This is a genomic window from Streptococcus oralis, from assembly GCF_001579175.1.
GTDB lineage: Bacteria > Bacillota > Bacilli > Lactobacillales > Streptococcaceae > Streptococcus > Streptococcus oralis_O.
In genome coordinates this window covers 271,782-293,927 of sequence record NZ_KQ970759.1, presented here as the reverse complement: position 1 = coordinate 293,927, position 22,146 = coordinate 271,782, and the positions used below count along the sequence as shown (strand labels likewise).

Here is a 22,146-nt window from a genome sequence, read left to right as displayed (position 1 = left end):
AAAATTGAGGAGCGCTTTGACCTTGTCGATGTTCGTCTCCACCAAAATCTCTTTGAAGCCAGTCAAGCTGGATCAAGCTATGACCTTCGTAGTATTTTTAACGATAGTTTAGTGGAAATTAAACCTGATAAGGCTGTCACTTTCGTGGACAACCATGATACTCAAAGAGGACAGGCACTTGAATCAACCGTCCAAGAATGGTTCAAACCAGCAGCCTATGCGCTCATCCTTCTTCGTGACCAAGGTCTTCCATGTGTATTTTACGGAGACTATTACGGCATTTCAGGGCAGTATGCCCAAGAAGATTTCAAAGAAGTTCTTGACCGTCTCCTAGCCATCCGAAAAGACTTGGCCTATGGAGAGCAAACAGACTACTTTGACGATGCTAACTGTATTGGATGGGTCCGTGCAGGTGCTGAAAACCAAACACCGCTCGCGGTCCTTATCTCAAACGACCAAGAAAACAGTAAGTCTATGTTTGTCGGTCCAGAATGGGCTGATCAAACCTTTGTTGACCTCCTTGAAAATCACCCAGCACAAGTTACAATCAATGCTGATGGTTATGGAGAATTTCCAGTAGCGGCGGGTTCAGTCAGTGTCTGGGCAGTTAATACGATCTAAAAAACTAAGCCAAGTCCACTAGGATTTGGCTTTTTTATGTATGCAGAAAAGACCTACCCTAATGGATAGATCTTTATTGTCTTACAATTTACCTGCTACGGCATCCAGCAAGTCCTGAATCTTAGCTTGGTTGCTTCCTCCTGCCATGGCCATGTCTGGTTTACCACCACCACGTCCATCAACGATTAGAGCCAATTCTTTGACAAGGTTTCCTGCATGCACATCTTTTGTCTTGCTTGCTACAAGGACATTGACTTTGTCACCAATAGCGGCAACTAGGACAAGCACGTCAGAGTAGTCTTTTTGTTTCCAGTTATCCGCAAAGGTACGAAGGGCACCTGCGTCAGATACAGAAACTTGGCTTGCAATGTAACGGTGTCCGTTGACTTCCTTCACATCCTTGAAGACATCACCTGCTGCAGCGGCTGCTGCTTTTTCCTTCAATTCTGCATTTTCTTTTTGCAATTGACGGAGTTGTTCTTGAAGACCTTCAACCTTGTGAGGCACTTCCTTGAGTTGAGGTGCTTTCAAGGTTGCTGCTACTGCTTTCAGAGCGTCTTCTTGTTCGCGGTAGGCTTCAAAGGCTTCCTTACCAGTCACTGCCAAGATACGGCGAGTTCCTGATCCGATTCCTTCTTCTTTGACAATCTTGAAGAGACCAATCTCAGAAGTGTTACCAACGTGGGTACCACCACAGAGTTCCACAGAGTAGTCACCGATAGTCACTACACGGACTTCCTTGCCATACTTCTCACCAAAGAGGGCCATAGCTCCCATTTCTTTAGCAGTGTCAATATCTGTCTCAACAGTCTTAACTGCAATTGCTTCCCAGATATTTTCGTTGACTTGCTGTTCAATGGCACGCAATTCCTCAGCAGTCACTGCTTGGAAGTGAGTAAAGTCAAAGCGGAGAAATTCTACCTCATTAAGTGAACCTGCTTGAGTTGCGTGGCTACCAAGGATATTGTGAAGAGCCGCATGGAGCAAGTGAGTTGCTGTGTGGTTTTTCATGACACGGTGACGACGATTGGTATCAATTGCCAAGGTGTATTCTGCATTCAAATTAAGTGGAGAATGGACTTCAACCGTATGTAGTGGCTGGCCATTTGGTGCTTTTTGAACATCTGTCACTGTAGCCACGATGTTTCCAGTAGCATCCAAGATTTGACCGTGGTCAGCTACTTGTCCACCCATTTCCGCGTAGAATGGTGTTTCAGCAAAGATGAGAGAGGCAGTTCCTTCAGATACAGATTCTACTTCTGCATTGTCCGCTACGATAGCCACCAACTTAGAAGGCAATTGACTAGCATTGTAGTTAAAGACGCTCTCCACTGTGATGTTTTGTAGGGTTTCATTTTGCATACCCATTGAGCCACCCTTGACAGCTGACGCACGCGCACGCTCTTGTTGCTCTTTCATGGCTACTTCAAAACCTTCACGGTCTACAGTCATTCCAGCTTCTTCAGCGATTTCTTCTGTCAATTCAACTGGAAATCCATAAGTGTCGTAGAGTTTGAAGACATCTGAACCTGCAATCACTGATTGACCTTTTTCCTTCAAGTCAGCTACGATGCCTTGGGCAAAGTGTTGACCTGAGTGAAGGGTACGAGCAAATGACTCTTCTTCGCTCTTGACAATTTTCTCGATAAAGTCACGTTTTTCAAGCACTTCTGGGTAGTAGCTTTCCATGATTTTTCCGACAGTTGGAACGAGTTTATAAAGGAAAGGCTCATTGATGCCCAATTTTTGACCGTGCATAGAAGCACGACGGAGAAGACGACGAAGAACATAACCACGGCCTTCATTTCCTGGAAGGGCACCATCACCGATGGCAAATGAAAGAGAACGGATGTGGTCAGCGATGACCTTAAAGCTCATATTGTCGCCATCTTGGTCATAGACCTTACCAGACAATTTCTCAACTTCACGAATGATTGGCATGAAGAGGTCTGTTTCAAAGTTTGTCTTAGCCCCTTGGATAACTGCCACCAAACGCTCCAAACCAGCGCCTGTATCAATGTTCTTGTGTGGCAATTCCTTGTACTCGCTACGAGGAACAGCAGGGTCTGCGTTAAATTGTGACAAAACGATATTCCAGATTTCGATGTAACGGTCGTTTTCGATATCTTCTGCAAGAAGTCGAATACCGATATTTTCTGGGTCAAAGGCTTCTCCACGGTCAAAGAAGATTTCAGTATCTGGTCCAGAAGGTCCCGCACCAATTTCCCAGAAGTTGTCTTCGATTGGGATCAAGTGGCTTGGATCCACTCCTACTTCAATCCAGCGGTTGTAAGAATCTTTATCATCTGGATAGTAGGTCATGTAGAGTTTTTCAGCTGGGAAATCAAACCATTCTGGGCTTGTCAAAAGCTCATAAGCCCATGTGATGGCTTCATCACGGAAGTAATCCCCAATAGAGAAGTTCCCCAACATTTCAAACATGGTATGGTGGCGAGCCGTTTTTCCGACATTTTCGATGTCGTTGGTACGGATAGCTTTTTGCGCATTGGTGATACGTGGATTTTCAGGTTTGATAGTCCCGTCAAAATATTTCTTAAGGGTAGCTACCCCAGAGTTGATCCACAAAAGAGTTGGGTCGTTTACAGGAACCAAGCTGACTGATGGTTCTACAGAGTGGCCTTTACTTGCCCAGAAATCAAGCCACATTTGGCGTACTTGTGCACTAGATAGTTGTTTCATAATATCTCCTTATTTACTTGTTTAATGTGATTGGCTTTCCAGCATTTCCACATAGTCAATCGCGACACAGAGGGAAATGACCAAATCTGCATAAGAGTCTTCATAGACGGTTACGGTGTAAGTTGAGGTCAAATGGAAAATCTCTTTCCGAATCTCGGCGACAAGCTGATCACGATCATCTAGCAATTTGAAATTTAAATCCCAGATATTGCCCTCGATACGAAGTCCCAGATTATCAAACTCATACTTATCTCGCCAGAAGGTCAACTTCTTCCGAATGACAAAATTTGACCCATCCCGTAACTGAATGTTAAAGCGAGGAAGCAAAGTGAAAAATTCTTTGCTGATTTCACTGACTTGTTCACCGTAAGCATCATAGATGGTAAAGGTTTTAGGAATTTGGAAAAATGATCCCTCCACCTGATAGTTCACTACCCCTCTATCATCCTTGATATCAAAGCGTTCGCCTCCAAGACGAAACTTTTGTTTCACGAGAAATGTCTTCATAAACACCTCCAAAAATCAAAAGACAAGCTCACATCACGAAGGGCGAAAAACCGCGGTACCACCTTCATTCAATGAACTTGTCATTCTCTTATTCTTATGCAATTGTATGATTGAGTAGCATGATTTCCTAGCTTAGATGGCTCGCAGCACCGCCATTTCTCTGGACTAAGATGACTGAAAATCAATTCTCAACTTTCTTATTATATCGTTTTTTGGGTTCTGCGTCAACTGAGAATCGTCTCCCTTGAATCAAATCAATTCCCTGTATCTTTAATTACTCTTTCAGGAGAACAAAATTAGCCAATATAATTGTTGATATTAAACAAATCCAAAATAACATATTACTCTCTCGCTTTAATATTATCTAGACTGTCAATTGCATATCTACATTCTTTAAGATAAAGCAAACTAATAACAAAATCTAAATGTAAAATCATTCATTAGTCAATTCCTCAATTTCTTTTATGCCTTCAAATTCTCCAACACTTTCGAAAAGTTCTATAGCTCGTTTGAAATGTGTATTGGATAATTCCGTATCTTCCAAGGCTAAATAGATTTCACCTAACCCTCTATAGCCACAAGCTTGAGAAATTACATCATCAGTCTCTAAAGATTGTTCCAATGACAGATTCATGAATGTAAGAGCCTCATCAAGATTGTTTAATTTAAATCTCACATAGCCCTGTTCATAGTTATTCACAGCTTTCTTTAGATTATCATTTGGAAAATGCTCTTCAACTATCTTCTCTTCATCTTCAATAAGTTTTAAAGCCTTATGAAAATCCCCCTGATCTCTGTAGATCATAGCTAATTGATGTAGGCCAATGTGTTCATTTTCTTTATCTTCATTTTGTTGAGCCAACAAAATGTATTTCTCAAAGATATGGGTACATGAGACATAGTCTTTTTCTGCTAACAATAAATATCCCATCAAATTTAAAAGACTAAAATCTGTACAGGTATCAATGGAAAAATCTTGTTCAACTAACTTTTTAGCTTCTGATATTTTTCCTTCCAGAAACAAGTTCCAAGCTGTATCAATTTTAGAGTCCATCTATTTCCCCTTTCAACTATAAACAACCTTCATTAAATAAAATTATTCAACAAGAATATACTAATCTCTACCTAATCATGGCCATCCGCTCGATCAGCAAATAAAGCTTTAACATACTGCTTTGTAGCATGGATTCGTTCTTCTATCATCGTTCTTGTCCTTATCATCTCATAGTCATCAATTTTTGCTTTTCCACTTTTATAATATAATTTTATCTGATTCTGTCTGATTAAAACTTTGAAAGTCGGTTAACTACACTCAATTTTCGCATAGTCATCCGAATTCCAAATTTCTTTTCAAGATAATTTGTGTTTAAACGTTTTTTTCGAGCATCACGTGGTAAATATAGGTAACAGCACTCGTGACCACCATAGAACTCTTCATCTCCAAAATTCTCTCTACTAAGTTCTGTTAGAGTACTTTCGGGAATCTCTTCGTTAGTAAAAACTAGATGAATACGAGAACTATCATAAGTATTATCAAATGGGTTTTCTTGAATAGCAATCTCTAATTGATTAATTTCTTTGATAATTATTGATAAATCAGCTCCAATTTTATCCAAAATCGTATCATGAACTAACTTTCTGATTTCTTCGTCAGATAACTCTGATTCTAACAGTATATTCCCACTCTGAATATATGTTTGAACATTTAAAAAACCAACTTCTGTTAGGATTTCTACTAAATAAGACATTTTGGGAATTCTATTGGTACCTGTTGGTGTTACTCCGCGAAGGAGAATAATCTTTTTCATACTAATGTCCTTGTGCATCTTTTTCTAAAGAGTTCATCATTTCAAAATAATAATGAGCATCCCCCGTTGAAAAATAATTAAACCATGCTTCTACTGTAGATTTTGAATATAGGCCTAACTCCTCGACAATGAGCTTAGTCCATGATAAAGATCCGGCTGAGCTAGCGGTAATAAGCTTTCCATCTTGAACTGCAATCTCATCTTTATAATAATCCTGCCCTCGATAATGTTGGCTCATCTGGGTTAAAAAGAATGAAGCATTACTTGTATGATATCGATTATCTAAAATTCCTTTTTCAGCTAATCCCAAAGTAGCGCCACAAATAGCTCCAACTAAAATATTTTCTTGCAATAGTTTAGAGGCTACTTCTAAAACATCATCTTGCTCATTATCCAACCAAGTATCACCTCCAATAAGCACTAGCGCAGCTGCATTTGCAGTATCTAAATCATATAGATTAACATCTGGAACAATTGTCATGCCTCCAGCAGTTTTTATAGACTTTTTCCCTTTAGAAACTGTTACTAATTTTACTTTAGCTTCTCCTAACATTGACTGTAAGCTTAGCGCCTGCATTAAATAGCCGTGTTCGAAATCAGCCATAGTATCTTGAATATACATATAAATATTTTTCATCATTCTTACTCCTCTTTGATAAATGATCGAACTATTAATTGTTTTTATTATATCATATTTTATGTTTCGCTGTAATACCAATATTTTTTACTTCATCAGTAAAATAGCGATTTTTAGACATTAAACAACCTACGGAGGCTCACCGTAGGTTTGTATTTATGTTATCAACTTATGCAACGTTTCAACCACTTGTCCTCAATACCACTGTGCTCCCGTTTAAAAGCAGAGTGAAGGATAATGACAAATAGTACCAACATCTAGAATGAATTTAGAAACTAAAAACAAATCATCAATCTGCATTAAAATAATCATAAACCTCTTTAAAAAGGGTATGCAATATTTCTTGCTCCTCTTCATCTAAATTATATTTAGAGACTAGCTCGTCCATATAGTCAAATGCAGTGAAATGATTTTTTATCCCATGCATGACAATAGCAAACTTCAGATCATTTAGATCTGTTTTATTAAACTCTTTTAATTTTTTCAAATCAATTTTAGTGATTGGATGCGGGACAACATCTAGAGTACTGTAAGTCGTTTTTCCTAATAAATAGTCTGTCGTGGTATCAAATAATTTTGCTAATTTGACAACGGCGTCTAAATTAGGCTCTAAAGTTCCATTCTCTCAACGAAAATAAGTACCTTGTTATACACCAATCATCTCAGAAATTTGTACCTGAGTTAACTTCTTGATCTTTATCAGTTCCTTCAGACGATCTCCCAAAAAATCATTATTAAACATTGTATACTCTTAAATATTCTAAACGGTATAAAACGGAATTATTCCATAAGAAATATTTATTTGGAGATTAAATATTCTATTGAGAGTATTATAGCATAAAAGGAGGTAAAAGCATATGTAGCGAGTAGTCAATTTTAAAAATTTTAATGAAGCAATTTTAATGCAGGAGGTAGAATTCAACAAATAAAAAAATCTTGAAACAAATGCGCCGTTATTTCACTTATCACTATTTTTTCCTCAATTTTCATATTACTAAATACAGCAACTATCATAGAAAAACATACAGTTACAAAAATTGCCTTCTATATAAAAAACGAACCAGCTTAACTGATTCGTTTCGTGTCTACTATCTCCTACTTCCGGTACATTTTAAACTGTAGGAAGAGGTCACTATATTTTCCTGTCCATTTATGGTCAAATTTCTCATAAACTTCTAGGTGTTTCATGGTATCAGCGTCTGGATAGAAGGATTTGTCCTCACGAGTCTCCTCTGGGAGCATTTCCTTAGCTGGTAGGTTTGGTGTTGAGTAGCCCACATACTCCGCATTTTTGAGAGCATTTTCGGGTTTCAACATAAAGTTGATAAAGGCATAGGCTGCATCTTGGTTTTTCACGGTTTTGGGAATGACCATATTGTCAAACCAGAGGTTGCTGGCCTCAGTCGGAACGACATACTTGAGGTTAGGATTTTTCTCCAACATCTGGCTGGCTTCCCCAGAGAAGGTCACGCCGATAGCCGCATTGTTCTGGATCATGTAACCCTTCATCTCATCCGCCACAATGGCCTTGATATTTGGAGTCAGTTTATAGAGCTTATCCACTGTCTCTTCCAACTGCTGAGGATCCTTTGAGTTGAGGCTGTAACCGAGCGAGTTAAGCCCAAGTCCCAGCACCTCACGCGCCCCATCAAAGAGCATGATGGAATCCTTGTATTCTGGTTTCCAGAGGTCATCCCAATGCTCAGGTGCCTCCTCTACCATGGTTTCATTGTAAACAATTCCCAAGGTTCCCCAGAAGTACGGGATGGAGAATTTATTGCCCGGGTCAAAAGACTGGTTGAGGAACTCAGGTCCGATATTTTCGATTCCTTCAATTTTTGAATAATCAAGCGGAACCAAGAGGTCTTCATCCTTCATCTTGTTGATCATGTACTCACTTGGAATAGCAATATCATAGGTTGTTCCACCCTGCTTGATCTTGGTATACATGGCTTCGTTGGAGTCAAAGGTCTCATACTGTACTTGGATCCCTGTTTCTTCGGTGAATTTCTCCAAGAGTTCGGGATCAATATAGTCCCCCCAGTTGTAGATAACCAATTTTTGACTATCTCGACTGTTGATTTTACTATCTAGATGATGGGAAATCCCCCACAAGACAAGGATAATTGCTACAATTCCTGCTAAAAATGAATAGAGTTTTTTCATGCTTGCTCCTCCTTCTCACGTGAGATAAAGTAATAACCTACAACTAGGATAATACTAAAGAGAAAGACAAGTGCAGAGAGGGCATTGATTTCTAGCGAAATTCCCTTACGAGCACGAGAATAAATCTCGACTGACAGGGTTGAAAAGCCATTTCCCGTTACAAAGAAGGTCACGGCAAAGTCATCCAGCGAGTAGGTAAAGGCCATGAAATAACCTGCAATGATAGACGGTGTCAGGTACGGAAGCATGATTTCCTTGAACATCTGAAATTGGCTGGCACCCAAGTCATAGGCCGCGTGAATCATATCATCATTCATTTCCTTGAGACGAGGTAAGACCATCAAGACCACGATAGGGATGGAAAAGGCCACGTGACTAGATAGAACCGTCAAAAATCCAAGTGAAAACTTAAGCTGGGTAAAGAGAATCAAGAAGCTGGCACCAATCATAACGTCAGGCGCAACCATCAAAATATTATTAAGAGATAGAAAGGCTTCTTGGTATTTCTTACGAGACTGATAGATATAGATGGCACCGAAAGTCCCGATAATGGTCGCAATCAAGGCTGATAAAAAGGCCAAGAAAAAGGTCTGGGTGAGGATCAACATGAGGCGACCATCACCAAACATGGTTTGAAAATGACTCAAACTAAAACCAGTAAAGCTGTTCATATCATCGCCAGCATTAAAGGCATAGCCAATCAAGTAAAAAATTGGTAAATAAAGGATGATAAAAACAAAGGCTAGGTAGAGATTGGCAAATTTTTTCATCGTTCTCTCCTTTCCTTGGTCACCCACATGGTGAGAAACATGGTCAGGATGAGAATCACACCGATGGTTGAACCCATACCGTAGTTGTCATTTGTCAGGAAGTTCTGCTCAATGGCTGTCCCCAAGGTGATAACGCGGTTCCCACCAATCAAACGTGTCAGCATGAAGAGACTCAAACTAGGGATAAAGACAGATTGGACTCCACTTCGCACCCCATTCATAGACAGAGGGAAGATAACATGACGGAAGGTCTCCCACTTGGTCGCACCGAGGTCATAACTGGCATTGATAAGATTGTTATCCATATCATCCAAGACATTGAAGATCGGCAAAATCATAAATGGAAGCTCGATGTAGCTTGCGACAAAAATAAAGGAGAAATCGGTAAAGAGCAGCTGTTGCGAACCGATTCCGATGAATTCCAAAAATTGGTTAATGGAGCCATTCTGACCAAAAATCCCGATAAAGGCATAAGCCTTGAGGAGCAGATTGATCCAAGTCGGCAGGATGATCAGCATGAGCCAGAGTTGACGGTGCTTGAGACGAGTCAAAAAGAGGGCTGTTGGATAGCTGATAAGAAGTGTCACTAGAGTTACAATCCCAGCATAGAGCACTGAATTGAAGCTCATTTTAAGGTAGGTCAAGTTTTGTGACGCAAAATAGGATTTATAGTTTTCTAAACTAAACTGCCCTTCGATGTTGAAAAAGGATTGACCGAAAATCAAGACCAAGGGTGCGAGAACAAAGAGTGCGATCCAAAGCATGTAGGGCACTACAAAGAGTTTAGAGGTTGTTTTCTTCATCTCTTTCCTCCTCGATCGCGTTAATCAGACCTGCTTCTTGCTCTTCGATTTCTACGTATTCTTCGATACGAGCATCGAACTCTTCTTCGGTTTCGTTGAGACGCATGATGTGGATGTCTTCTGGTTCAAAGTCCAGACCGATTTCCTCACCCACAATGGCCTTACGGGTCGAATGAATCATCCATTCATTGCCGAGTTCATCATAGGCAATGATCTCATAGTGTACTCCACGGAAGAGCTGCGTATCGACCTTAACTTGGAGCTTTCCTTCTTCAGGAAGAGTGATGCGCAAATCCTCTGGACGAATGACAACCTCAACAGGCTCATTTGGCTTCATCCCACCATCGACCGCTTCAAAGCGTTTGCCGTTAAACTCGACCAAGTAGTCCTCAATCATGGTTCCTGGCAAGATGTTGGACTCACCTATAAAGGTGGCAACAAAATGGTTAATCGGCTCATCGTAGATGTCCACTGGCGTTCCAGACTGAACAATCTCGCCATCATTCATAACGAAAATCCAGTCACTCATAGCCAGGGCTTCCTCCTGATCGTGAGTGACAAAGACAAAGGTGATGCCCAAGCGTTGTTGCAGTTCACGCAGTTCGTACTGCATGTCTGTTCGCAATTTCAAGTCCAGCGCTGACAAGGGCTCATCCAACAAGACCACACGGGGCTGGTTGATAATGGCACGGGCAATGGCCACACGCTGACGTTGTCCTCCAGAGAGTTTACGGATGGAACGCTTCTCGTAACCTTCCAACTGAACCATCTTGAGAACTTCTGCTACGCGTTGTTCGATTTCTTTCTTGTCGATTTTACGCAAGCGGAGTGGAAAGGCAACATTTTCAAACACATTCATATGTGGAAACAAGGCATAGGATTGGAAGACGGTATGGACATCTCGTTTATTAGTTGGGATGTCATTGATCCGCACCCCATCCAGTAAAATATCCCCTGTCGTCGCATCCAGTAAACCTGCAATGATGTTTAGAATGGTTGATTTTCCTGAACCAGATGCACCCAAAAGAGTGTAAAACTTCCCTTCTTCCAACTCAAAGTTAATGTCTTTGAGAACCTTGGTGTTGCTGTCTTCAAAAACTTTAGAGACGTTTTTGAATTCAATAATTGGTTTTTTCAATTGTCATAAATTCCTTCTTTTTCATAAATTAACAGATTAGGGCTCTGTCAGGCCGCTACTACCTCGTGTAGGAGATTGAACTGCCTACATACATCTTCACTCACGATAGGCTTTCACCCCCTTTACAATGGTTATAGCAGCAACTTTTCTACCCCAACCTTATTCTTTCTCACCCAAGATTCGGACTTCTCTTTCAAGGGTGACACCTGAGTGTTCCTTGACTTTTTCGATAACAGATTGGATCAAGTCTTCATAGTCTTTGGCCGTTCCGTCAGCAACATTGATCATAAAACCGGCATGCTTTTCAGATACTTCCACACCACCGATTCGATAGCCCTTCAGGCCAGCCTCTGAGATCAACTGACCTGCAAAATGCCCAACTGGACGCTTAAAGACTGAACCACAAGATGGGTACTCTAAAGGTTGTTTGAGTTCACGTAGGTGCGTCAAGCGATCCATTTCTTGCTTGATAACCTGATGATTCCCTGGAGATAGGGCAAATTTAGCTGACAAAACAACAGCCCCAGAATCCTGAATAGCTGAATGACGGTAACCAAAAGCCAAATCCTTGGCAGATAAGGTCTCGATTTCCCCTTCCTTGGTCAAAATTTGACAAGACTGCAAGATATGAGCAATCTCTCCTCCATAGGCACCCGCATTCATAAAGACAGCTCCTCCGATGCTTCCAGGAATCCCACAAGCAAACTCAAAACCAGTCAAACTATGACGGAGGGCAATACGTGTCGTTTCAATCAAGTTGGCTCCAGCTTCTGCTTCGATGGTATAGCCATCAACCGAAACGTTATTAAGCTTATCGCACAAGATGACAAAACCACGGATTCCACCTTCACGAACGATGATATTACTAGCATTTCCTAGCACCATCCAAGGAATATTCTCTTGATTGGCAAATTGGACGACACGGGCCATCTCATAGCGATTGCGTGGCAAAACTAGGTAATCTGCTCGACCTCCTACCTTTGTATAGGTATAGGTCTTCAAGGGTTCCTTAAAACGAATATCGATTCCTTCTAGGATTTCAAGCATTTTTTCTTTTACTGACATGTCACTCTTCCTTTTTCAAAATTCATTCCATTATACCATTTTTAGAGACATTTGACGACCATAAAAAGAGCTTGTTTTATCTTTACATAAAAAAAGAGGTCGCCCCTCTTTTTATGATTTTTTCCAAAATGTAGATTTGGTTAGCCAGATAAAGACTAAAAGTTCTACGAAAAGAATGAACTCAACTAGAAGCGGGTTTGCAATCCATCCTACCTGAGATAAGGCTGGAGCCAAGTCAAACAAGGCATGCAAACCATAGGCAGCAAGGAGGTAGATCCATTTCTTTTTACGAACACTTTGATAGACCCAGATAGAGAGACCAATTTGCAGAACCAGAGCAAGCACACGCTCAACTCCTAGTAAATAAACCTGCCAAACCGATAGAGACTGAACCGTTTCGAGTGTAGACTTTGGAAGGAGATTGGCTACATCAGTATTTGAAGACTGAATGAGTGAAAAGAGAATCAACAAACTGATCAAGCTTCCCATTCCGAGATAGAGCATCTCCAATCCCCCATGTCCCAAGCCATAAGCCCAAGCATCTCGATCTTCTAGCTTTCTCTTTTTTTCCAACCATTTAAAAAAGACAAGACGAGCTGTTTCCTCAAAGAGGGCAGCCATGGCGATTCCATAAAGGACATATAAGAAAGGCTGCTCCTGCATGAGCGGAATGGTTCCATCTTTTTGCGGATGGAGTACCAGAAGGTGAACCATCTTCTCTAGCACTTGAGAAGAAACAAAAAATGCGATTGCACCCAAGCCCATCACTGCAAGAGAGATTTTAAACCGTTTTTTGGCATACCAAGTTCCACTTACTAGAATGAGAACCAAAGCAATCATGGTGAGGATAATATGTACTGTCATCTTTTTCTCCTATTCTGACTTATCAATGTCTTTCTTCATCTCGTCAACATTAAATTTGGCAAATAAATACTGGCGATCTTGGACTGGAAAACGTTGGTCCAACTGGTCGACTGCCCCAACCTCGATCATTCCTTCTTTGATAACAAAATCCATCACATGCCCACCAAAGGTCAAGTCATCTGAGATAAAATGTAAATGGTAGCCTGCAACACTCACTCCATGGAAAATCTCTGGTGTCCAAAATCCAACGATGGTTCCCGATACATTTTCACGACTATATTCAGGCTGATGGGTAGCAACCTCCGCAAACTTGGTGTCTGTTGTTGATTTGGGAATCATTCGTACATGCATGTGGGCAAATTCCCCATGAATCTTGATGGAACGAAAGAGATTTTCCCCATCATAGTAGGACTCAATTCGTTTTTCCAATTCCTTGTCTGTCATCTCAAAGCGCTGGCGGAAAATCACTTCTGCCTGATGGGGAACAACTGCCGCATAAGGGATAAGGGCATCAGGTGCAACCTCAACAATTTCAGGTTGTTCCCCTGAACCCTTAGCTTGATAAGCCTTGCCATCGAGGACAATCAACTCCCCATCAATCGAATCAAGGGTTCCCAAACCAAGGTCACCATGTTCCAGCAATTCTCCTACTGTCATGGTTCCACCATAGAGACCTGCCATTAGGGCACCTAGAGTATTGTATTGAAATAATTTTACCGGTTCCTGCACTTTTCTATCCATTCTCTTTCTTATCTTCTTTTCAATGAATCATCATACTTTCTAAGTATACCACATTTGCCCCTAGTTGTGAAAGGGAGAGATGCTTTTCCCATTGCAAAGGAGGTAAAAAAAAGGTACAATGTAACAAAATCAACGGAGGTCTGGAATGAAGAAAGAAAGTAAATACCAAGCAGTCGTTTCCTTTCTAAAAAAAGGCATTGAATCAGGAAAATTTCCAACTGGAAGCAGACTTCCCTCTATCCGTCAACTAAGTCTGAACTTTCATTGTAGCAAGGACACTGTCCAACGAGCCCTACTGGAATTACGCCATGAACAATACCTCTATGCCAAACCCCAAAGTGGCTACTATGTTCTAGAACAGGGACAGCACCAAGACTTGGAAATCGAAGTCACTGACGAACACGCCAGTGCTTATGACGATTTCAGACTCTGCGTCAATGAAACACTGATTGGAAGAGAAAACTACCTGTTCAACTACTATGACAACCAAGAAGGTCTTGAGGAACTAAGACAATCTGTCCATCAACTTCTTTTCAACCAAGCCCTCTACTGCAAACCCGACCAACTGGTTCTGACTTCGGGCACCCAGCAAGCTCTCTTTATCCTTTCTCAGATCAACTTTCCAAGTAAGGGAGAGGAGATTTTGGTTGAACAGCCGACTTACCACCGAATGAATCGCCTCTTGGTCGCTCAGGGATTGGCCTACAGGACCATTGAACGCCGAATCGATGGGATTGACCTTGACGAACTAGAAGAACAGTTCAAATCTGGAAAAATCAAGTTTTTCTATACCATACCTCGCTTCCACTATCCTCTTGGCCATTCCTATTCTGATCAGGATAAAAAGGCCATTCTGGATCTAGCAAACCAGTATGGTGTTTACATCGTCGAGGATGACTATTTAGGAGATCTAGACCCTAAAAAAGGACAAACCTTCCACTATCTGGATACAGAAGATCGGGTCATTTATATCAAGTCCTTCTCAACCAGTCTCTTTCCAGCCCTTCGTATTACCGCTCTCATTCTCCCAAATGCCCTAAAAGAGGCCTTTGTTTCTTACAAAAATATCCTAGACTATGACAGCAATCTCATCATGCAAAAGGCTCTCTCTCTTTACATCGATAGTCAGTTATTTGAAAAAAATCGACTGACTCGACTAACCCTTCAAGAGAACTATCAGACTCGGATAAAGAAAGTGATTGAAAAAAACACCTGTCCCTTGCCCAACTATCCTCTACATGATGGGCTTCTCCTTGATTTGAGAACCTATCCTAAAATTGCCAGTTTGAAACACAGCTCACTCAAACTAGACTTTTTTGAGAAGGCTTATTTGGACGCCTGTCCTTATCAGTTTGCCAAAGTCTCTCTCGAAAATCTAGAAGCACTATTACTATACATAAAAGCAGAATTGGATTAAAGTCCAACTCTGCTTTCTTTTTTACTGTTCAACTTCTGTTAGTTTCGCAGCTTTTTCCAGATAAGTTTGATAGGTTCCTTCATCTTTCAGTTTTTGGATAACCTTATCGACTACTGCTTTCAAGTCTGATTGATCCTTCTTGATGGCAACGGCATTGGCTTCGCCATCTTTCATCGTCAAATTAACAGATGCAACGGCAAGGTCTGAGTTTTTACCTGCGTAACTAAGAGCAACTGGTTCATCCATATGAACAGCATCCACTTTTCCAGCCTGCAACTCATTGACTGCTTCACCCATATTGGTCAAGGATGTCAATTGGGCATTTGGCAATTGTTCCTTGACCATGGTTTCTGGAACAGTTCCCTTTTGAGCTGCGATATTAGCACTTGCAAGGTTTGAAATATCCTTGTATTTGTCTAAATCGGCTTTTCTAACCAAGAAACTCATCTTGTTTTCATAGTAAGGAATTGAAAAATCAAAGACTTCCTTTCTCTCATCTGTGGCACTAATTCCTGCAATGGCTAAGTCAGCCTTTCCAGTTTGAAGACTGGTCAAGACATTGTCAAAACTCATACTAGAGATTTCTAGCTTAACTCCAAGTTCATCCGCAATCGCTTGAGCCATATCAATATCTGCCCCAACCACTTGGTTTTTACCATCAACCAAGGCTTGGAATTCAAATGGCGCATAGTCTGGGCTAGTCGCCACAACTAGCTTCTCTTTTTGTTTGATAGCATCCACAGCAGACTGGGAACTATCCGTACTGGATTGACAAGCTACTAAAATCATGCTGGCTAGCATGCTACACACAACTAATATCCATTTCTTGACCTTCATAAATAAACAACCTTTCTGTTATTTATGAATAATTATAACTCATTTGAAACTGCTTGTCAACGTTTTTCTTGCATTTTCATAAAATATAGTTACAAAAAATAGAAATTCAGAGATTAGTTTATCTATCTATTGGGAACTTATTTTCAAAAAAATCATTTATCATATCTTGATGTTGCTGGTTAACAATTTCAATGTTTTGTATATCTATATGATCAAAAAATCCTAATTCTAAAGTTTCATCACTTGAAAAAAAGTTTGTAGGAATAGAATTTTTAGATGAAACTAAATACAAAATTGTAAGCACTTGAGCCTCATCGCCATTCGGATAACTATCTGAATATTTAGTATAAACATTTAAGAGTTTTTCCGTTCTCACTTCGATTCCCGTTTCTTCATAAAACTCTCGCACTAAAGCTTCTAAAGCCGATTCACCTAATTCAATAGCGCCACCTGGTAATCCCCACGTTCCTTTATCTGCTCGTTTTTGTAATAAAATTTTTCCTGATTGACTTAATATTCCACAGGTAAAATTTAAAATTATTTTATCTTTTCCTACTTTTTTTCTTATATTCTGTATGTAGTCCATTACTCACCTCTGATAAAAAAACATCAATACAACGAAAGCTTACTATTAAAAAGTAAGCTTTCACAATAATTTTATCATTTGAATACTTTATAATTCAACAATCTTACCTGTTTCAAAGTAAACAACCCATTCACAGATATTTTTTGCGTAGTCTCCGATACGTTCCAAGAAGGAAATAACCTGGAAGTAATCGCGTCCTGTAACAATGGCTTCAGGATTTTTCTTGATTTCTTCTGTAGCCAGTTCACGAATGCTATCAAAGTAATGGTTGATTTTTTCATCCATAGCCGCCACCTCGTAGGCTTGATCCACAGAACCATTCAGATAGAGATCTAGAGCTGCTTCGACGAAATTCTTCACGTCGCGTCCCATCTGTTTGATTTCTTCTTCAACGGCAGGGATACGTTGCTCCCCTTTCATGCGAATGGTTGCCTCAGCGATAGAGACTGCATGATCTCCCATGCGTTCGACGTCTGAAACCGCCTTGAGAACGGTCAAGACAGTACGAAGGTCCTGAGAAACAGGTTGCTGAAGGGCAATGATTTCAAATGATTTCTTCTCCAGCTTAATTTCATATTCATTCACTTCCGCATCTTTGTCGATAACTTCTTTAGCTAGATCACGGTCATGAGTGACAAAGGCACGCACTGTACGATTGATCTGCGAAAGCACTTCTTGTCCCATTGCGTAGAACTGGTTGTGCAATTTCTCTAAATCTTCTTCAAATTGAGATCGTAACATCATTCAACTCCTTATCCAAATTTTCCTGTAATATAATCTTCTGTTTCCTTGTTTTGTGGGTCTAGGAACATCTTCTTCGTATCGTTAAACTCGATTAAATCCCCATCTAGGAAAAATCCTGTTTTATCAGAGATACGAGAAGCCTGCTGCATGGAACGCGTTACCAAGAGCATGGTATATTTATCCTTTAGACCATACAAGGTTTCCTCAATCTTACCAGCCGAGATAGGATCCAAGGCTGAAGTTGGTTCGTCCAAGAGGATAATTTTAGGGCTGGTTGCCAAAACACGGGCAACACAGACACGTTGCTGTTGACCTCCTGAGAGACCAATAGCTGAATCATGCAAACGGTCCTTGACCTCATCCCAGATAGAAGCACGTTGCAAGGCCTTTTCTACTGCTTCATCAAGGACTTGTTTATCCTTGACTCCATTGATACGTAGACCATAGACAACATTTTCATAGATAGACATAGGGAAGGGATTGGGCTGTTGAAAGACCATACCAATTTCCTTACGCAATTCAACCGTATCGGTACGGGGGCTGTAGATATTGTGACCATTATAGACCACTGATCCAGTTGTAGTCACCTCAGGGTTTAAATCTCCCATGCGGTTGATGGCCTTGAGAAGAGTTGACTTTCCTGATCCAGAAGGACCAATCAAAGCCGTTATTTCCTTGGGTTGGAAAGAAAGGGAAACACTATTCAAGGCCTTCTTTTTGTTGTAATAAACGGACAGGTCTTTAACCTGCAAAATCGGTTCTGTCATGCTGTTTCCTTTCTAACCAAAGTGTCCCGTTACATAGTCATTGGTTGACTGTAGCTTGGCATTTTGGAAAATATTGGACGTCTTATCATACTCAATCAAATCACCCAAGTAGAAAAATCCAGTATAGTCACTCGCACGGGCAGCCTGTTGCATACTGTGGGTAACGATGATGATGGTAAAGTCTTTCTTCAACTCCAGCATGGTTTCTTCCAGTTGGGCTGTCGCAATCGGATCCAAGGCTGACGCCGGTTCATCCATCAAGAGGATATCTGGCTTAACAGAGATAGCGCGAGCGATACAGAGACGTTGTTGCTGACCACCAGAAAGCATCAAGGCTGATTTGTGAAGGTCATCTTTGACCTGGTCCCAAAGGGCAGCTTGACGGAGAGAAGTTTCCACAATTTCATCCAAGACCTTCTTATCCTTGACTCCTGCACGTTCATGAGCAAAAGTAATGTTGCGGTAAATAGACTTGGCAAATGGATTTGGACGTTGGAAGACCATTCCGATATGCTTGCGCATCTCATAGACATTGATTTCAGGACGATTGACGTCAATCCCTCGGTAGAGAATTTGACCTGTGACCTTGGCAATATCAATAGTATCATTCATCCGATTGAGACTACGAAGATAGGTAGATTTCCCAGATCCGGACGGACCAATCAAGGCCGTTATTTTATTTTTTTCAAATTGCATATCGATGCCCTTGATGGATTCATTTTTACCATAGTAAACATGTAAATCCTTGGTTGAGAGGGCCACTTTTTCTTCAGGGAAGGTGATGATATGCTTTTCATCCCAGTTATATTTTGACATGGCTTCTCCTTTAGGCAGCGGTTAATTTCTTATGTAAATAGCTTCCGAGTTTGCGAGCTCCAAAGTTAAAAATCAAGATAAAGATGAGGAGCACAGCTGCAGAACCAGCTGACACGATGGCACCATCTGGGATGGTTCCCTCGCTATTGACTTTCCAGATGTGGACAGCCAAGGTTTCTGCTTGTCGGAAGATTGAGATAGGGCTGGTAACACTGAGGATATTCCAGTTAGACCAGTCAAGGGCTGGTGCAGACTGTCCTGCCGTATAGATAAGAGCGGCGGCCTCACCAAAGATACGGCCAGATGCCAAGACAACACCTGTTACAATACCTGGTAGGGCTTCTGGAATGACGACATGGACCACAGTCTCCCAACGAGAAATTCCGAGGGCCAAGCCAGCCTCACGCTGCGTATGGTGAACGTGTCTCAAACTGTCTTCAACATTTCGAGTCATTTGAGGCAGGTTAAAGACCGTCAAGGCCAAGGCACCAGAAATAATGGAAAATCCATACTCAAACTGGACTACAAAGATTAAGTAACCAAAGAGCCCCACAACGACCGACGGTAGAGAAGACAAAATTTCGATACAAGTACGGATGAAATTGGTCACAGGACCCTTTTTGGCATATTCAGCAAGGAAAATCCCCGCTCCCATGGATAAAGGAACAGAAATAACCAAGGTAATAACCAAAAGGAAGAAGGAATTATAAAGCTGAATCCCGATACCTCCACCTGCTTGATAGGAAGAAGATTTCCCAGTCAAGAAGGACCAAGAGATGTGAGGTAAACCACGAACCAGGATATAGAGAATCAAGGACGCCAGAATGGTCACGATGATACCCGAGATGGTATAGAGGACAGCTGTTGCAAGTTTATCTAATTTCTTAGCGTGCATAGTTTTTCTTTCCTCTTTCTTTCGTAATCAATTTAATCACACTGTTAAAGGCCAAACTCATCAAGAGCAATACCAAGGCCAGTGACCAGAGTACGTTATTATCAACCGTACCCATGACGGTATTTCCGATACCCATAGTCAAAACAGAAGTCAAAGTCGCAGCTGGTGTTGTTAGCGATGTTGGGATAACTGCTGAGTTTCCGACCACCATCTGAATAGCAAGGGCTTCACCAAAGGCACGTGCCATCCCAAAGACCACTGCTGTAAAAATACCTGAACGCGCTGCTTTCAAGGTCACACGCCAAATGGTTTGCCAGCGAGTCGCTCCCATAGCTAAACTAGCTTCACGGTAGTGACGGGGCACAGCACGCAAGCTGTCTGTTGTCATAAAGGTTACCGTCGGCAGAATCATGACAAAGAGAACGAAAATCCCTGACAAAATCCCAAAACCAGTCCCACCAAAGACACTACGAACAAATGGAACCACAACCTGCAAACCGATAAATCCATAGACAACTGATGGAATCCCAACAAGAAGTTCAATAGCTGGTTGCAAAATCTTAGCACCTTTTGGTGATACTTCTGTCATAAAGACTGCAGCACCAATAGCAAAGGGAGTTGCAATCAGGGCTGACAAAATCGTCACAATAAAGGAACCCAAAATCATTGGCAGGGCACCAAATTGTTTTCCTGAAGGATTCCAAGTCTGTCCAAAGAGGAAATCAAAGATGTTCACCCCATTGACAAAGAAGGTCGACAAGCCTTTCTGCGCTACAAAAATCAAAATCATCGCCACAATGATGACAATTAAAGAAAGACAGGCGAAGGTCAATCCTTTACCAAACTTCTCAAGACGAGAGTTCTTTGAAGGAGAGAGCAATTTTTTTGAAAGTTCTTCTTGATTCATTATTGACTCCCTTCTATCGCTGTCACTGTACCTGACGCATCTTTTTGGACTTTCATTTCATTGATGGAAATATAGCCCATTCCCTTAACAATTCCAGTCTGGGCTTCGTCTGAGAGGATGAATTTTAAAAATTCAGTCGCCAACTCATTCGGCTGACCTAGGGTATACATGTGTTCATAAGACCACAAAGGCCAGTTGTTGGTTGTTACATTTTCAGTTATCGGCTCATAACCATTGAGTTTCATGGTCTTGACCGAGTCATCCACATAGGCAAAGGCAAGATAAGAAATGGCTCCTGGAGTTTGGGAGACAATCGACTTGACCATTCCATTAGAATCCTGTTCTTGACTCTGCATAGCCGCCTGACCATTCATTACGACATTGTCAAAGGTTGCTCGCGAACCAGAACTTGCTGCACGGTTAATAATCGAAATTACAAGGTCTTTGCCCCCAACCTCTTTCCAGTTAGTCACTTCACCAGTAAAGATTTTTCGAAGTTGCTCAATTGTCAGATTTTCAACAGTCACTTCTTTGTTCACAATTACTGCCAGACCAGCTACTGCAACCTTATGGTCCACAAGCGCTGAAGCGTCAATTCCATCTTTTTCCTCAGCAAAAACGTCAGAGTTTCCAATATCAACCGCTCCTGACTGCACTTGGGAAAGTCCTGTTCCTGAGCCTCCACCTTGAACGTTGACTGTTTTTCCAATGTTTCTTGAACCAAATTCGTCTGCTGCGGCTTCGACCAGAGGCTGAAGAGCAGTTGAACCGACAGCTGTCATGGTTTCTCCACGATCAATCCAGCTTGCACATCCGGCTAGAGAACCTGCCACCAAAAGAGCTGCAAGAGACATGACGAGCTTTTTTCTTTTTTCACTATTTTTCTCCTTGAACATAATGATGAATGTTCTGATTTCTTTCCTTGTGTCTCAATCATCTTATCATCGTGATTCTAGCATTCCTACTCCTTTGACACTTCGTGTTCCAAGAGTAAATAAAATCCACTACATAATATAAGAAATAATGCAAGACTATCAGAAAAAACTCATACTTCCACTATAACATAGAATAGATTCTTTGACTAGCTTTTTCACTTGAATCTTAGTCCTTTGGGATAATAATTTTTCAAAACATTTCCAGTGACTTTGGCAAATCCTAGTCCATTTCCTTGAACCACTACTTGATACCAACCATTTGGTAAGTTTTCTGCCAGCTGAACAGTTTCTCCAGCGACATATTTTACAAAATCCTCTTGCTGGATTTCAACTACTTGCATGACCTGACTTGGTTTCAAAGATAGACCGAGGGCAAAACTGGGCTCAAAACGTTTCTTCTTAAAAGTTCCTAAATGAAGTCC

General features: G+C 41.1%; 23 protein-coding genes and 2 pseudogenes. 2 read left to right on the top strand and 23 right to left on the bottom strand.

Annotated elements, in window-relative coordinates:
* Positions 1-621 (top strand): alpha-amylase domain-containing protein (locus SORDD24_RS11500; protein WP_231082644.1); only part of this gene is annotated, 621 nt, incomplete at its 5' end.
* Positions 622-702: 81 nt separating this feature from the next.
* Here SORDD24_RS11500 and alaS read toward each other — a convergent pair.
* The 14 genes and pseudogenes from alaS to budA form a co-directional block, all read right to left on the bottom strand.
* Complete coding sequence (alaS, locus tag SORDD24_RS01470) at positions 703-3,321, bottom strand: alanine--tRNA ligase (RefSeq protein ID WP_061406839.1); 2,619 nt, start codon at positions 3,319-3,321, stop codon at positions 703-705.
* 21 nt (positions 3,322-3,342) lie between these two features.
* On the bottom strand, positions 3,343-3,828 hold the full coding sequence (locus SORDD24_RS01465; RefSeq protein ID WP_061406837.1) for an LURP-one-related/scramblase family protein: 486 nt from the start codon (positions 3,826-3,828) through the stop codon (positions 3,343-3,345).
* Positions 3,829-4,261: 433 nt separating this feature from the next.
* Entirely contained in the window at positions 4,262-4,882 is a 621-nt protein-coding gene (locus SORDD24_RS01460) for a tetratricopeptide repeat protein (protein WP_061406835.1), read from the bottom strand.
* Between the two features lie 74 nt (positions 4,883-4,956).
* A pseudogene (locus tag SORDD24_RS11955) lies at positions 4,957-5,031 on the bottom strand (phosphohydrolase); the annotation flags it as partial.
* Between the two features lie 80 nt (positions 5,032-5,111).
* The gene (locus SORDD24_RS01455) at positions 5,112-5,636 is read right to left on the bottom strand and encodes a DUF1697 domain-containing protein (RefSeq protein ID WP_061406833.1); all 525 of its coding nucleotides are present in this window, start codon (positions 5,634-5,636) and stop codon (positions 5,112-5,114) included.
* A gap of 1 nt (position 5,637) precedes the next feature.
* Positions 5,638-6,273: a DJ-1/PfpI family protein gene (locus SORDD24_RS01450; protein WP_032913075.1), complete on the bottom strand. Its 636-nt coding sequence runs from the start codon at positions 6,271-6,273 to the stop codon at positions 5,638-5,640.
* A 289-nt stretch (positions 6,274-6,562) separates the two neighbouring features.
* Positions 6,563-7,015, bottom strand: a pseudogene (locus SORDD24_RS12005) (helix-turn-helix domain-containing protein).
* A 353-nt stretch (positions 7,016-7,368) separates the two neighbouring features.
* A complete protein-coding gene (locus tag SORDD24_RS01440; RefSeq protein WP_061406831.1) occupies positions 7,369-8,439 on the bottom strand; it encodes an ABC transporter substrate-binding protein in 1,071 nt (356 codons plus the stop codon).
* Positions 8,436-9,209, bottom strand: coding sequence for an ABC transporter permease (locus SORDD24_RS01435; RefSeq protein WP_000712722.1), 774 nt, complete (start codon positions 9,207-9,209; stop codon positions 8,436-8,438). Before SORDD24_RS01435 ends, SORDD24_RS01440 begins: the two co-directional genes overlap by 4 nt.
* A complete protein-coding gene (locus SORDD24_RS01430; RefSeq protein ID WP_000754115.1) occupies positions 9,206-10,012 on the bottom strand; it encodes an ABC transporter permease in 807 nt (268 codons plus the stop codon). The genes SORDD24_RS01435 and SORDD24_RS01430 overlap by 4 nt, the downstream gene beginning before the upstream one ends.
* Positions 9,993-11,150, bottom strand: coding sequence for an ABC transporter ATP-binding protein (locus tag SORDD24_RS01425; RefSeq protein ID WP_000742901.1), 1,158 nt, complete (start codon positions 11,148-11,150; stop codon positions 9,993-9,995). Before SORDD24_RS01425 ends, SORDD24_RS01430 begins: the two co-directional genes overlap by 20 nt.
* Positions 11,151-11,309: 159 nt before the next feature.
* The gene (gene murB, locus SORDD24_RS01420; RefSeq protein ID WP_061406829.1) at positions 11,310-12,215 is read right to left on the bottom strand and encodes a UDP-N-acetylmuramate dehydrogenase; all 906 of its coding nucleotides are present in this window, start codon (positions 12,213-12,215) and stop codon (positions 11,310-11,312) included.
* 111 nt (positions 12,216-12,326) lie between these two features.
* Positions 12,327-13,079, bottom strand: coding sequence for a YhfC family intramembrane metalloprotease (locus SORDD24_RS01415; protein WP_061406827.1), 753 nt, complete (start codon positions 13,077-13,079; stop codon positions 12,327-12,329).
* Between the two features lie 9 nt (positions 13,080-13,088).
* Positions 13,089-13,820 (bottom strand): acetolactate decarboxylase, encoded by a 732-nt coding sequence (budA, locus tag SORDD24_RS01410; protein WP_000375401.1) that lies wholly within the window; start codon positions 13,818-13,820, stop codon positions 13,089-13,091.
* Positions 13,821-13,965: 145 nt separating this feature from the next.
* Between budA and SORDD24_RS01405 the strand changes: the two genes are divergently transcribed.
* A complete protein-coding gene (locus SORDD24_RS01405; RefSeq protein ID WP_061406825.1) occupies positions 13,966-15,237 on the top strand; it encodes an aminotransferase-like domain-containing protein in 1,272 nt (423 codons plus the stop codon).
* Between the two features lie 21 nt (positions 15,238-15,258).
* On the opposite strand, the gene SORDD24_RS01400 is transcribed toward SORDD24_RS01405, so the two are convergent.
* From SORDD24_RS01400 to SORDD24_RS11490, 9 genes are all read right to left on the bottom strand, one after another.
* The gene (locus tag SORDD24_RS01400; protein WP_061406823.1) at positions 15,259-16,074 is read right to left on the bottom strand and encodes an ABC transporter substrate-binding protein; all 816 of its coding nucleotides are present in this window, start codon (positions 16,072-16,074) and stop codon (positions 15,259-15,261) included.
* Positions 16,075-16,192: 118 nt separating this feature from the next.
* Positions 16,193-16,660 carry an NUDIX hydrolase gene (locus SORDD24_RS01395; RefSeq protein WP_061406821.1) on the bottom strand — a complete coding sequence of 156 codons (468 nt, stop codon included), beginning with the start codon at positions 16,658-16,660 and terminating at the stop codon, positions 16,193-16,195.
* An 87-nt stretch (positions 16,661-16,747) separates the two neighbouring features.
* Positions 16,748-17,401 carry a phosphate signaling complex protein PhoU gene (gene phoU, locus SORDD24_RS01390; RefSeq protein ID WP_000946457.1) on the bottom strand — a complete coding sequence of 218 codons (654 nt, stop codon included), beginning with the start codon at positions 17,399-17,401 and terminating at the stop codon, positions 16,748-16,750.
* Positions 17,402-17,412: 11 nt separating this feature from the next.
* Complete coding sequence (gene pstB / locus SORDD24_RS01385; protein WP_061406819.1) at positions 17,413-18,171, bottom strand: phosphate ABC transporter ATP-binding protein PstB; 759 nt, start codon at positions 18,169-18,171, stop codon at positions 17,413-17,415.
* Positions 18,172-18,183: 12 nt separating this feature from the next.
* Positions 18,184-18,987 carry a phosphate ABC transporter ATP-binding protein PstB gene (gene pstB, locus SORDD24_RS01380; protein ID WP_000049851.1) on the bottom strand — a complete coding sequence of 268 codons (804 nt, stop codon included), beginning with the start codon at positions 18,985-18,987 and terminating at the stop codon, positions 18,184-18,186.
* A 10-nt stretch (positions 18,988-18,997) separates the two neighbouring features.
* On the bottom strand, positions 18,998-19,882 hold the full coding sequence (gene pstA / locus SORDD24_RS01375) for a phosphate ABC transporter permease PstA (protein ID WP_049538312.1): 885 nt from the start codon (positions 19,880-19,882) through the stop codon (positions 18,998-19,000).
* Positions 19,872-20,789, bottom strand: coding sequence for a phosphate ABC transporter permease subunit PstC (gene pstC, locus SORDD24_RS01370; protein ID WP_001070944.1), 918 nt, complete (start codon positions 20,787-20,789; stop codon positions 19,872-19,874). The genes pstA and pstC overlap by 11 nt, the downstream gene beginning before the upstream one ends.
* Positions 20,789-21,685: a phosphate ABC transporter substrate-binding protein PstS gene (locus tag SORDD24_RS01365; protein WP_061406817.1), complete on the bottom strand. Its 897-nt coding sequence runs from the start codon at positions 21,683-21,685 to the stop codon at positions 20,789-20,791. The genes pstC and SORDD24_RS01365 overlap by 1 nt, the downstream gene beginning before the upstream one ends.
* A gap of 194 nt (positions 21,686-21,879) precedes the next feature.
* The coding region (locus SORDD24_RS11490; RefSeq protein ID WP_231082642.1) for an RsmF rRNA methyltransferase first C-terminal domain-containing protein at positions 21,880-22,146 on the bottom strand (267 nt) is incomplete at its 5' end.